The sequence below is a fragment of the Rhizobium sp. Leaf384 genome (assembly GCF_001424065.1).
Classification (GTDB): Bacteria; Pseudomonadota; Alphaproteobacteria; order Rhizobiales; family Rhizobiaceae; genus Ferranicluibacter.
In genome coordinates, this window is sequence record NZ_LMQE01000007.1 from 267,271 (window position 1) to 279,465 (window position 12,195).

Sequence of the window (12,195 nt, forward strand, 5' to 3'; positions counted from 1 at the left end):
GCACACTGACGGCACCCCGACAGGAGATGCCGATGAGCGAGACGACCCCCAACCTCGAAATGCCCTACATCCTGCCATCGCAGGCCCAGAAGCACGTCACGCACAATGAGGCGCTGCAGCGGCTGGATGCGCTGACGCAGCTGGTCATCGTCGCGACCCTGTCGCAACCTCCGGCCGACCCCAACCCAGGCGCCTGCTACGAGGTCGCGGCGGACCCGGCCGGCCCTTGGTTCGGAAAGGCCGGCACGATCGCTCTCTGGGATGACGGGGCCTGGACCTTCCTCACCCCTCGACCGGGCTGGCGCGCGACCTTGGCGCAAGATCACCGCCTCCATATCCACGACGGCACGCGCTTTCGCCCTTACGATGCGCTTTCCGGCCTGGAGAGGCTCGGCGTCAACGCCACGGCCGACGAGGTCAATCGCCTTGCCGTTTCGGGAGATGCCACGCTGCTCAGCCATGCCGGCCATGGCCATCAGCTCAAGATCAACAAGGCGACACCGGCCGATGTCGCGAGCCTGCTTTTCCAGAGCGGCTGGTCCGGCCGGGCGGAAATGGGCTTGAGCGGTGCAGACACGTTTGCCCTCAAGACCAGCGCCGACGGTGCGCTCTGGCAGGAGGCGTTGCGCGTAGATGCCGCCGGTCGCGTGCATCTGCCGCAAAGACCGATCGCCCGTGCGACCACGGCGGCCGGCACGTCAACGCCCGTCGAGGGCAGTGAAAGCGGATTTTCGTCCCTGCCGCTCTCGCAAGGCGGCTTCGCGCTCGGCGCCCCGGTCGCAGGCGGCGGCCAGAGCCTCGTGGTCCCGGCAACCGGTCTCTATTTCGTGACGCTCAAGGCGGAGATCCAGCCGACGGGCACGTTCTCGCTCGCTTTGCAGTCCGGCACGCAGACCCTTGCGACGCTTCGGGAATTTTCCGGCGCATCCGCCCGACATGCCGGCACCGTCAGTGCGCTTGCCGCCCTGACGGCCGGCGACGCCTTGCGGCTTGTTTATGCCGGCAGCGCCACGGTCACCTATGGCAGCGACCGGACGGAGGTGCTTATCGCGATGCTTTAGAGGCCGCTTCGGTGGACGGCGTCAACGCGTCGTCTGCCCCCGATACGGAGGCAAGCAGCTGGCTCATCGAGATCTCGTTGAACGGCTTGGTAATGCGCGGTCGGTCACGATGGCTGCCGGGAAACATCGCGCTCTCGCCATAGCCGCTGACGAAGCCGAACGGCGTATCGCGGGCGATCAGGATATTGGCGAAATCGAAGCTCGTCTCGTTGCCGAGATTGACGTCGAGCAGGGCAAAATCAAAAACATGGTCCTGCACCAGCTGCGTTGCCTGCGCGACGTTCGTCGCGATATCGACCGTCTCAACGCCGAGGGTCCGCAGGATATCCTCGGCCTCCATCGCGATGATGAAATTGTCTTCCAGCACGAGGACGCGTTTGATTGACGAAAGTGTTTCCAAACGCTGCACCAAGATCCATTCGTTGAGAGGCAGTTCGGGCGACAGGAGCCGTTCGGCTCGCTCGACCCACAAATATGATTCGACGTCCTCAAATTCAACACTAGAGCCAACAGGCGGCCCTCACATTTAAATAAGACATATCGTGAACCCGCCACGTGGCGACGTCCGGCCGTCGTGTCGCGGTCGAGACGACGTCCGAGGTGTCCACGCTCCTTCAGGAACGGAACGCCGCCTGGAAGTGTTTTCGAAAGTCCTCACGCTCGACGGGAACTTTTAACACTTGTGGCGCATTCTTGTCATCGGGAGCAAGAGGGAGGATATCATGACAGCCAGCGAAATTGAAAGACTGGAGCAGGCCGCGCGAAGCGTGTTCGGTCACGATGACGGCGAAGCGATCATTGTCGAGGAAAAGCAAGGCTTTATCGACCGGATCTGCGCCTATGTCACAAAACGCCTCGCCATGCGCGCACCCATGCTCCCCGGCGCCTGAAGGCGCGCCTCGGAACTCTGTCAGATGAACGGACGCCGGATGACCTCGAGGCCATCCCAGTCGGCCACGCGCATAAGGCCTTCAGCATCCAGCACGTCGCAGCCGCGATCCGCCCAGCGGATGAGATTGCGTTCCGCGAGCTTCTTCAGCGTCTTGTTCGTGTGAACGATCGAGAGACCCAAGGTGTCGGCCACATGCTGTTGCGTCAGCGGGATCGACACACGCTCTCCCTTGAAAAGATTAGACGCATTGGCTCGCTGCGAGAGGAACGACAGCAGGTAGGCTGCACGCTCTAGCGCTGTGCGCCGCCCGATGCTCAAGAGGTGCTCGTCGAGGATCCGCTCTTCCTGGGACGCGATCCAGGTCACGTCGAAGGCAAGGTCGGGATGGTTGCGATAGACCTGACCGAGCCTTTCGCGCTCGAACACGCACAGTGTCAGCGCCGATAGCGCCTCCACCGAATGCTTCATTTCGCCCATCAGGCTGCCCTGCAGGCCGACGAGATCGCCGGGCATGATGTAGTTGAGGATCTGCCGGCGGCCGTCCCCCATCATCTTGTAGCGGAAACCCCAGCCCGACAGCACGGTGAAGAGATGGGCGCTGTGGTTGCCCTCGACCAGAACGGTGGTTCCGGCATCGACCGAAAGTTCGCCCGTCTTGAAATGCGAAACGAAGGCGAGTTCCTCGGGCTGAAATTCGCGAAAGGTCGGCAGATGACGCAGGGGGCATTGGTCGCACGGCGTCTGCCGGCTATTGCGCGTTCTCGGGGGATACATTGGGACTCGAAGAGAGAGACGAATGGGATGACGAAGAAGAGGTCTGGCTCGGCAGGCGGTCTGGCGCTGAAGGAACAGGAAAAGGCGGGCAGAAGCAAGAGGATGGACTTGCGCCTCCTCCTTACCTACTTTCGTGGGCGACACTATTAAATTTGCTAACCGCGCCCCTCTTAAATCAGGGCAGATTTCGGACCCAACATGACACATGCCGCCCTCACCGCCAATGCCGTCGCCGTCGTCACCGGAGGCGCCTCCGGCATCGGCCTTGCCGCCGCGCACCGCTTTGCGTCCCTCGGCATGAAGGTGGTGGTGGCCGATCGCAAGGGTGAGCGCCTGGCGGACGCCGCGCGTACCGTCGCCGCGGTCTCCCCGCATGGGACCGACGGCGTTCTCGCCTGCGCGACGGACGTCTCGGAACTCGAGGCGCTGGAGACCCTGCAGGAAGAGGTGATCGCGCGATTCGGCAAGGTCCACGTACTGATGAACAATGCCGGCATCCAGCCCGGAAGCGCACTGTTCGGCCCGCTTGAAAACTGGGAACGCGTGATGGCCGTCAATCTCGGGGGCGTCATCAACGGGACGCGCGTGTTCGGCCCGGCCATGATCGCGCATGGCGAACCCGGCCTCATCATCAACACCGGGTCCAAGCAGGGCATCACCACCCCACCCGGAGATCCCGCCTACAACGTTGCGAAGGCCGGCGTCAAAGCCTTCACAGAAGCCCTGGAACACGAGCTGCGCACGACGCCGGACTGCCGCATCGCTGCGCATCTGCTCATCCCCGGCTTCGTCTATACCGGGCTGACCGCAAACGGCCGGACCGAGAAGCCGGACGCGGCCTGGACGCCCGAGCAGACGGTCGATTTCATGATGGACAGTCTCGCGCGCCACGACTTCTACATTCTCTGCCCGGACAACGACGTCAGCCGCGAACTCGACGAAAAGCGCATCCTCTGGGCGGCCGGCGACATTGTCGAAAACCGGCCGCCGCTGTCCCGCTGGCATCCCGACCATGCCGAGGCCTTCCGCACCTATCTGACCAAGGAGCGTCCGCGGCAGTAGGAGAGACCACCATGACAGCGAACCCCCGCGACTTCGACCGCGTTGCGCCGAACGGCACCAGCGGCCTTCACCACGTCACACTCATTACCCGGAAGGTGCAGGCAAACGTCGATTTCTATGTCGGATTTCTCGGTCTGCGCCTCGTCAAGCGGACCGCCGGCTTTGAAGACGCAGCACAGCTGCACCTCTTTTACGGCGACAGGACGGGGACGCCCGGCTCGCTGGTGTCGTTCCTTGTCTGGGAAGACGGTGGCCCCGGCAGGGTCGGCGAAGGCCAGCCGAGCGAAATCGCCTTTGCCATCGCACCCGGGTCGATCGGCTTCTGGCTGCAGCGTGCGCTGCGCTACCTGGTGCCGGTCTCGGGCCCGGCCCCGGAATTCGGCGAGCCCGTTCTGCGCCTGAAGGATCCCGACGGCGTCATCGTCAAGCTGGTGGGGACGACGGCAGTGCCCGGCCGAAACCCGGCCGCGACCGACGGCATTCCGCCCGAAGACGCCATCCGTGCGCTGCGCGGCGCCACCATCCTCACGAGCCGGGCTGCGGAGACGTCGTCCTTCCTGCAGCGCCATACCGGTTTTCGGTCCAGCGAGAAGAGCGAGACGATCGAACGCCTGCGCTCGGACGCGGGCGACGTGATCGATGTGCGCGACGCCAGCGGCTTCTGGACATCCGCACCCGGCACCGGCACCATCGACCATATTGCGGTACGCGCGCCCTCCCGCGCGGCCGTGGAGGCGCTGCGGGAGAGGCTCGGCGAGGAGAATGCCGGCCCGACCCCGGCACATGACCGGACCTATTTCTTCTCGCTCTATGTTCGGGAACCCGGCGGCAGCCTGATCGAGGTCGCGACCGATAGCCCGGGCATGACGATCGACGAAGACGAGGCGACCCTGGGAACCCGGCTGTTCGTGCCGGGTCACTTTCGGGATATCGCAGGAGAGACCGCGACCCTTGAGGACATGACCGTTCTTCTCCCGCAGTTCGGCCTTCCGGGCGAGGAACGTTTTGCAGCGCGCGACCTGCCGTTCATCCATCGTCTTCATCAGGCAGACGCAGCGGATGGCAGCACGCTGTTTCTGCTGCACGGCAGCGGTGCGAACGAGCTGAGCCTGCTGCCGCTTGCCCGCAGGGCAGCGCCGCATGCCCTGCTGGTCGCCCTGCGCGGGCGCAGCCTCGAGGAAGGTGCGCCGCGCTTCTACCGGCGCCTTGGCGCAGCGACGTTCGATCAGGCCGATATTGCGAGCGAGGCCGAAGCCCTTGCGGCCTTTGTCGAAGGTGCGGCGTCCGGCTACGGCATCGATCTCGAGCGCGCAGCGTTTCTCGGCTATTCCAACGGCGCGAACCTGATTGCCGCCAGCCTGTTCCTGCAGCCGGGGCTCATCCGCCGGGCCATCCTGCTGCGCAGCATGATGCCGCTCGACACCGTTCCGGAGGCAGACCTGTCCGGCACCGAGGTTCTCGTGGTCTCCGGCGCCGACGACAGCTTTGACGCCTACCGACCCGCCCAGGTGAAAGCCCTCACGGAGGCCGGCGCGGAGACGACCGTGGTCACGCTCGCTGCCGGCCATGAACTCTCGCCGGAAGACGCCAGTACCGTCGCCCGCTGGTTGGACGCGCGTCCCGCACGGTCTTGACCGTGAGAGACACGCCTAAGGCTATTTGCGGAAGTCGATCTTCACGCGGGCGACAGGCAGGATCGTCTTCCACACGACGGCTGTGTTCGTCATGGTCTTGCCGTCACGCGCAAATGTCAGCGTGTCGAAGAAGCGGTAGAGATCCTGCTTCGGGCCGGGATCGAGATCGACAAGATAGTTGAACCGCACGACGTTGCCGTCGACCCGCACCGTCGTGCCGCCGATGACGTCTTCGCGGGTGCCGCTGTAAGTCGTCGGACCGGTGCGCACGAAACGCCAGGTCTTCCGCTCCTTGGCGCCGTCCGCATAGCGGATGTCCTCGCGCAGGGTCAGTCCGGTCTTGGTAACGGTGCCGCGCAGCGCGATGTCGAGGTCTCGCCGGGTACCATTGATGGCCCGGAACGTGCCGGCGGCGTGGGTCTGCCCCCGAAAGAAGCGCTCCATCACCGTCTCGCGCATCGGGCTCGCCGTCTGGGCGAAGGCCCCGCCCGAGGCGGTTAGGAGGGTGGCGGCAAGGGTGGTCGCGAAAACGGTTGATGCGATCTTCATGATCATCTCCATTCAGTTCTGAAGACGATACGGATCTCAGGGCGGATCGGTTTCTCCGACGCGTGCAAAACATCGGGACGGCACGACAGTGTGAAGCCCTTGGCCTTGGCTTCGGGGGCGGCTTCTGGAATTGTGCGGCAAATCGCCCCACACACACCCGGATCCGCTTCCGGCGCAAATCAGCCACCATTTTCCCTGAACGCTCCGTGCCCAATAGATTCCGATGCTGATCCAGACGACCTCCCGGCCGGCGGACCATCATCACACACAGGAACGAACCCATGCCGACATTCAACCCGCTGGTCGCCCGGCTGTCGCCGCCGCCCGTCCCCTCGGTCGCCGCCTGGGCCAGAGACTATGATGGCGGGCACGGCCCGCTGATCGACCTCAGTCAGGCCGTGCCCGGCTATCCGCCGCAGGCCGACATGCTGACATGGCTCGGCGAGGCCGCGTCGTCCCGGGAAGCGGCAGGCTACGGTCCGATCGAAGGGGAAGCCTCTCTGCGCGCAGCCTATGCGACGCATGTCGCCGAACTCTACGGTGCACCGCTTGCGGCCCGGCACGTCCAGATCACCGCCGGCTGCAACCAGGCCTTCGCCGCGGCCGTGATCGCGCTCGTCCAGGCCGGAGACACCGTCCTGATGACCAACCCCTATTACTTCAACCACGAAACGACGCTGTCGATGCTCGGCATCAACGTCGATCTCGTGCCCTGCGACGCGGCCGATCGCTTCGTCCCGGATATCGAGACGATCGAGGCTTCTCTGCATCCGCGCGTCCGGGCGCTGGCCCTGGTCTCGCCAAACAACCCGACGGGCGCCGTCTATCCCGCTGATCGGCTTGCCGACATTTATGATCTCTGCCGCCGGAAGGGGATCTGGCTGATCCTCGACGAGACCTATCGCGACTTTCTGGACGATACGACCAAGCCGCCGCACGAGATCTTTTCACGGGAGGGCTGGCAGAGCCATTTCGTCAGCCTCTACAGCTTCTCGAAATCCTACTGTATCCCGGGCCACCGGATCGGCGCCATCACCGGCGGCGTGCAGATGATCCAGCAGATCGCAAAGGTCATGGACAACCTGCAGATCTGCGCGCCCCGCGTCGGCCAGATGGCTCTGGTCAAGGCCATCCCCTCCCTTGCCACCTGGCGCGACGAGAACCGACGCGAGATCGGTCGTCGCCGTGCGGCAATGCAGGCGGTGATGGCGGGCCTGCAGGGCTGGAAACTCGAATCGATCGGCGCCTACTTCGCCTATGTCCGCCACCCCTACCCCGACATCAGCGCGGAATTCGTTGCGGCCAAGCTTGCAGCCCTAGCCGGCGTCGTCTGCCTTCCCGGCGATTATTTCGGCGAGATCCAGGAGGGTTTCCTGCGGTTCGCCTTCGCCAACGCCGATGTCGAGACGATCGGCCTCCTGCGTCGGCGTCTTGAGGATTTCAAACTGCCAGGAATCTGACGCTCCGAAACCAAGTTGTCCGCAAAAGAAAAACCGGACTGCGGCTGCAGTCCGGTTTTTTTCAAATGGCACGACAAAAGCGAGGCTCTCAGATGGCCCCGCAGACGCAGGCTGCGATGAACGCGAAGGCCGCAACCAGCGTCAGCGTGCGCAGCACCGCATGAAGGCTGGGCAGATGTGCCGTCGAAGCGGCATCGGAATATCGGGCGTGGGGTACGTGCAGGATCTGTTTCGACGTTCGCATCATATCCTCCAGAACTAGCGAGCCGTTTCACATTCGCAAAATCGACCGTGGTCGGCTCTGCGTCTACATTCTTGAATTTCCACCGATTTCATAGACAATTTATTCCAAGCTCCCGGTCGTTTGCGAAATTTCGTACTTTCCGGGATCCCTCGCCATGAAAACGTCGATCCGCATCCATGGTTCCGCCGCGTCTTCATCCTTTCTTCATGCACGATCCGAACGCATTACAGGCAGTGCGGGATCGTTGACGTTCCCGCGTTTTTTCCTGCATCTCTGTTGCGGACAGAGCGAGCAGGCATGGCGATAGGCTCATGAAAACAGATGACTTTCGGCCGGTCTTGCCTATATTGCCCGAAGGCGCGTGGAGCGACCGAACCCGATCCGAGATGCGCCATGCAGAGTTCTTCCCCGCCAGATGCTACCCGAGACGCCAGCCTCGACGCCGTCGCTGCGCGCTCCGGTGCCGCCAGCCGCTGGTCGATCGTCGCTGCCTCGCAAAACGAGACCGCACGCCTTCTGGAAAGCCGCGATTGGAGCCAGACACCGCTTGGTCCGCGCGACCGCTGGCCCACATCCGTGACCAGCCTTGTCCGGGTCATCCTCGCCTCGCCGGTCGCGATGACGCTTCTTCTCGGACCCGAAGGCATCATGATCTACAATGCCGGCTATGCCACCATAGCGGCCGGACGCCATCCCGGCTGCTTCGGCATGTCGGCCCTGACGGCATGGCCCGAGATCGCCGATTTCAACCGCACCATCATCGATGGCGTCCTGAGGGGGGCCTGCTTCTCCTACGCGGACATGGAGATGACGGTGAACCGGAACGGTGCCGAGGAGCGCGTCTGGTTCGACCTGGACTATAGCCCCGTCTTTGACGACGACGGCGACATCATCGGCGCGCTCGCCGTCGTGGTGGAAACGACGAAGGTGGTCGAGGCGGAGCTGGCGCTGTCGCGCAACCGCGAAAAGCTTTCGCTGGCCTTGCAGGCATCCGGTGTGGTGGGCATCTGGGACTGGGACGTCGTCGCCGATCGCGTCTATGCCGACGACAAGTTCGCGTCCCTCTACGGCGTCGATCCCGCGGCCGCGGCGACGGATGGCGTACCGATCTCCGGCTTCACCGCGGCTATCCATCCCGACGACGCCGAGCGCGTGGCAGAGGTTCTCGGTGCCGTCATGACGAGCGGCGAGAAACTGTCGATCGAATACAGGCTTGTCCAGTCGGATGGGTCGGTGCGGTGGGTTCTGGCCGAGGGGCAGCCGCTGATCAAAGACGGGATCTGCGTCCGGTTTCCCGGCATCGCCGTCGACATCACCTCGCAGAAGGAAGTGGCCGAAGCCTATGCGCAATCGGAGGCAGGCTTTCGCACCCTTGCCAACACGATGCCGCAGATGGTGTGGGCGACACGCCCGGACGGGTTTCACGATTACTACAATGCCCGCTGGTACGAATTCACCGGCGTGCCATCGGGCTCGACCGACGGCGCCGGCTGGAGCGGCATCTTTCACCCGGACGATCAGGACCGCGCCTGGTCGCTCTGGCGCCAGAGCCTGGAGACCGGCGAACCCTACCAGATCGAATACCGGCTTCGTCATCACAGCGGAGCCTATCGCTGGGTTTTGGGGCGCGCGCTGCCGATCCGCGATGCCGACGGCCGGATCACCCGCTGGTACGGCACCTGCACCGACATCCACGACGCCAAGATGGCGCAGGCGGAACGCGAGGTGGTGGCGCACGAACTGAGCCACCGGATCAAGAACATCTTCTCGGTGCTCAGCGGCATCATCAGCCTGTCCGCGCGCTCCGAACCGCAGGCCCGCGGCTTTGCCGAGCTTCTGCGCAAGCGCATCGACGCCATGGGCCGCGCCCATGATTTCGTCCGGCCGCACAGCGAGAGGTCGCGTCTGACCATGCCGGACACGACCCTGTTCAACCTTCTGACGCGGCTGTTGGAACCCTATTGGGGCGAGTCCGGAACCGGCGCGATCCAGCTCTCGGGCGACGACACGGTGATCGCCGATAGCGCGGCCACGCCCCTCGCGCTTCTCCTGCACGAGCTCGGCACGAATTCGGCAAAGTATGGCGCCCTGTCCACGACCGACGGGCGGGTCGAGATCACGGGGCGGATCGACGGCGAGACCTATCACCTGACCTGGAAGGAAAAGCTTGAAGACATCGTCATAACCGAGCCGGAGAGGGATGGATTCGGCTCGCGCCTGATGACGATCAGCACGGAAGGCCAGCTCGAAGGCCAGCTCGAACGCTTTTGGGAAGCGGACGGGTTGCGCCTCGAGGCTGCCATACCCTTGAGGGCATTGACGCGCAGCGGGCATGTCGGCCGCCGTTCGTAGCGCCGCCGCTCGTCCCGAAAGACCGATGTTCAGAGAACATTTTTGCGAGCCGGGGCTGCGTTTACGCGAACACCCGCAGCCGAGCAGGCGCGGACGCCGGACGCGCTTCGCGCAGTGCGACCGTATAGCGGACAGCTGCCTTTAATTCGTCCTCGGCGACAGGCTTCGGCAGAACGCCGACGGCGCCCGGAAACGGGTCGCCGACCTGAGATGGATTGGCCGTCATGAACAGCACGGTCATGCCGTGGCGCTCGGCCAGCAGGCGACCGATGTCGCAACCGGTCGCACCGTCGCGCAGGTTGAGGTCCACAAGTGCGATATCGGCAAGAGGCGCGAGCTTGATTGCCGATGCGGTATCGGCGGCAATTCCAACGGGCCGGTGGCCCAGTTCTTCGACCACGTACTCGATTTCGGTCGCGACGAAAATCTCGTCTTCGACCACCATGATATTGCAACTCATACCGACACTTCCACCTCAGAGACCGAAACGACCCGTTCCGCATATCACACCGGAAAACCGGGTGTGACCGCCCCTGGAACAGGACCGTGACACCCGCTAATGCGGAAAGACGCGAAAAGTTCCCGCTGGAAAAACCCGATCTTCCCAGGCATTGCCGATGGCGCAAAAAAGCCCAAAGAGGCCTTTTTTTCGCAAGGCTCCTATGGTGTAACCCGCGCAACGCGATCGACCGGGAAAGGTGGCGCATGCCCCTCGTCAACGACATGCCGGTCTTCCGACGCTGGAAGCGCCGTCTTCGCAAGCTGCGCAACCGCATCGCGCGCCGGGCGTTCGCGACACGTTACGGGCGGGAGCTGCTGATCCAGTGCGTCAGCCCGCGCGTGCTCACCATGACGGCCGACTGTGGCGACCATGTCATGACCTTCTCGCCGCACGACTATATCGGCCGAAAGATCTATCGGAAGGGCCAGTTCGAGCGCGATCACGTCGTCCGTCTTCTTGCCGCTCTCGCGGAGCGCGAAATTGCGCTGACGGGCGCCCTCCTCGAGATCGGCGGCAATATCGGCACGCAGACGCTCTACTTCGCGCTCGGCAGTGCCGTCCCGCATATTGTGACGATCGAGGCGGATCCGCGAAACTACGCGCTGCTCCGCCAGAACATCGACCAGAATGGGCTTCGGGAGCGGATCACCGCCATTGCCTGCGCCGCGGGCGAGACGACGGGCACGATCGACTTTTTCCAGCATCCCGACAATCACGGCAAGAGCAGCACCACGCGGCAAAGCCCGCGCGACCGACAGATCACCGTGCCCGTGCGCCCGGTGATGGACATTCTGTCCGACGCGGGTATCGCAGCCGGGGACGTGTCGCTGATCTTCATGGACATCGAGGGTTACGAGCCCGTCGCAGCGCGTTCGATGATCCCGCTCCTCGAACGCCGGACGCCGTTCTATCTCGAGTTCTCGCCGGTCTTCTACGGCCGCAGCGAGGCGCTGGCCTTCGCACGGTGGCTCGGCGCGTTCTATTCGCGCTGCATCGTCTTCACCGAAACCGGCATGACCGAGATGGCGCTGGCCGACATTCCGCTTGACGAGGATCAGTTCGACCTGCTGCTCCTGCCCGACGCGCTCTAACGCATGTCGCCCGAACGTGTGCAGCGGTTTCGGGAAACGACATGCATCAAAACATGACCTAAAGCCGGCGATAGAGGTAGTAGCGTTTCGGATCGATCCCCGCCGGTACCGAAAGGGGCGCAAGGTCCGCATGCTCCAGCGGCAGGCCGCTGGCGACGATCCCGCCGGAGGCCAGGGCCTCGGCCAGTCTCGGCGGCAGCCAGCGCTTCGTCTCGGCGTCCACATCGGGATAGGCGGTTCCAATATCGGCGTGTGCGAAGGCTGCACCAAGGCCGGCCACGGTCTTCAACGTCTCCGCGATTTCGCCGAGCACCAGGTCGCCCTCCGCGGGCGTCGACGCCGGGTGCGATCCCACGGCGCGATCGAAGGCGATGATCCGGCGGCCGGGGAAGATCTCGCGGATATGATCGTAGGTGCGACCGTTTCCGAGCCCGATCTCGAGCACGGGCCCTGTCCCCGGGAGCGCCATGTCATCGCGGATATGGTTGAGGATGGCGCGCTGCGCCAGCAGGCGGGCGATGAAACTGTCGAGACGACTCATGCAGGCGGTTTCCGGTGATGAGAGGGCTCTCTA

Annotated in this window: 13 protein-coding genes; 7 read left to right on the forward strand and 6 right to left on the reverse strand. The window is 64.0% G+C overall.

From position 1 onward, the window contains the following. The first annotated feature begins 32 nt into the window (after positions 1-32). Entirely contained in the window at positions 33-1,061 is a 1,029-nt protein-coding gene (locus tag ASG25_RS17015) for a DUF2793 domain-containing protein (RefSeq protein WP_062476575.1), read from the forward strand. Here the strand turns inward: ASG25_RS17015 and ASG25_RS17020 are convergent. After that, positions 1,045-1,470, reverse strand: coding sequence for a response regulator (locus ASG25_RS17020; RefSeq protein WP_274533666.1), 426 nt, complete (start codon positions 1,468-1,470; stop codon positions 1,045-1,047). The two genes, ASG25_RS17015 and ASG25_RS17020, sit on opposite strands and share 17 nt — an antisense overlap. A 313-nt stretch (positions 1,471-1,783) precedes the next feature. Here ASG25_RS17020 and ASG25_RS17025 point away from each other — a divergent pair, with 313 nt between their 5' ends. Beyond that, positions 1,784-1,951 (forward strand): hypothetical protein, encoded by a 168-nt coding sequence (locus ASG25_RS17025; protein WP_156379794.1) that lies wholly within the window; start codon positions 1,784-1,786, stop codon positions 1,949-1,951. 20 nt (positions 1,952-1,971) lie between these two features. On the opposite strand, the gene ASG25_RS17030 is transcribed toward ASG25_RS17025, so the two are convergent. Next, positions 1,972-2,727 carry a Crp/Fnr family transcriptional regulator gene (locus ASG25_RS17030; RefSeq protein WP_062476582.1) on the reverse strand — a complete coding sequence of 252 codons (756 nt, stop codon included), beginning with the start codon at positions 2,725-2,727 and terminating at the stop codon, positions 1,972-1,974. 198 nt (positions 2,728-2,925) lie between these two features. Here ASG25_RS17030 and ASG25_RS17035 point away from each other — a divergent pair, with 198 nt between their 5' ends. Beyond that, the gene (locus ASG25_RS17035; RefSeq protein ID WP_062476585.1) at positions 2,926-3,789 is read left to right on the forward strand and encodes an SDR family NAD(P)-dependent oxidoreductase; all 864 of its coding nucleotides are present in this window, start codon (positions 2,926-2,928) and stop codon (positions 3,787-3,789) included. An 11-nt stretch (positions 3,790-3,800) separates the two neighbouring features. Continuing rightward, the gene (locus ASG25_RS17040) at positions 3,801-5,423 is read left to right on the forward strand and encodes a VOC family protein (RefSeq protein WP_062476588.1); all 1,623 of its coding nucleotides are present in this window, start codon (positions 3,801-3,803) and stop codon (positions 5,421-5,423) included. Between the two features lie 21 nt (positions 5,424-5,444). Here the strand turns inward: ASG25_RS17040 and ASG25_RS17045 are convergent, their stop codons facing one another. Continuing rightward, positions 5,445-5,972 (reverse strand): DUF3833 family protein, encoded by a 528-nt coding sequence (locus tag ASG25_RS17045; RefSeq protein WP_062477131.1) that lies wholly within the window; start codon positions 5,970-5,972, stop codon positions 5,445-5,447. A gap of 281 nt (positions 5,973-6,253) precedes the next feature. On the opposite strand from ASG25_RS17045, the gene ASG25_RS17050 reads away from it, so the two are divergent. After that, positions 6,254-7,432 (forward strand): aminotransferase, encoded by a 1,179-nt coding sequence (locus tag ASG25_RS17050; RefSeq protein ID WP_062476591.1) that lies wholly within the window; start codon positions 6,254-6,256, stop codon positions 7,430-7,432. A gap of 88 nt (positions 7,433-7,520) precedes the next feature. Here ASG25_RS17050 and ASG25_RS22845 read toward each other — a convergent pair whose 3' ends face one another. Beyond that, a complete protein-coding gene (locus ASG25_RS22845) occupies positions 7,521-7,679 on the reverse strand; it encodes a hypothetical protein (RefSeq protein ID WP_156466904.1) in 159 nt (52 codons plus the stop codon). Positions 7,680-8,069: 390 nt separating this feature from the next. On the opposite strand from ASG25_RS22845, the gene ASG25_RS17055 reads away from it, so the two are divergent. Further along, on the forward strand, positions 8,070-10,028 hold the full coding sequence (locus ASG25_RS17055; RefSeq protein WP_062476595.1) for a PAS domain-containing protein: 1,959 nt from the start codon (positions 8,070-8,072) through the stop codon (positions 10,026-10,028). A gap of 61 nt (positions 10,029-10,089) precedes the next feature. Here the strand turns inward: ASG25_RS17055 and ASG25_RS17060 are convergent, their stop codons facing one another. Beyond that, entirely contained in the window at positions 10,090-10,488 is a 399-nt protein-coding gene (locus tag ASG25_RS17060) for a response regulator (protein WP_062476598.1), read from the reverse strand. Positions 10,489-10,733: 245 nt separating this feature from the next. Between ASG25_RS17060 and ASG25_RS17065 the strand changes: the two genes are divergently transcribed. Continuing rightward, positions 10,734-11,621 carry an FkbM family methyltransferase gene (locus ASG25_RS17065; protein WP_156379796.1) on the forward strand — a complete coding sequence of 296 codons (888 nt, stop codon included), beginning with the start codon at positions 10,734-10,736 and terminating at the stop codon, positions 11,619-11,621. A 58-nt stretch (positions 11,622-11,679) separates the two neighbouring features. Here ASG25_RS17065 and ASG25_RS17070 read toward each other — a convergent pair whose 3' ends face one another. Then, positions 11,680-12,162, reverse strand: a complete 483-nt coding sequence (locus ASG25_RS17070) for a class I SAM-dependent methyltransferase (protein ID WP_062476601.1) — start codon at positions 12,160-12,162, stop codon at positions 11,680-11,682. Between the last annotated feature and the right edge of the window lie 33 nt (positions 12,163-12,195).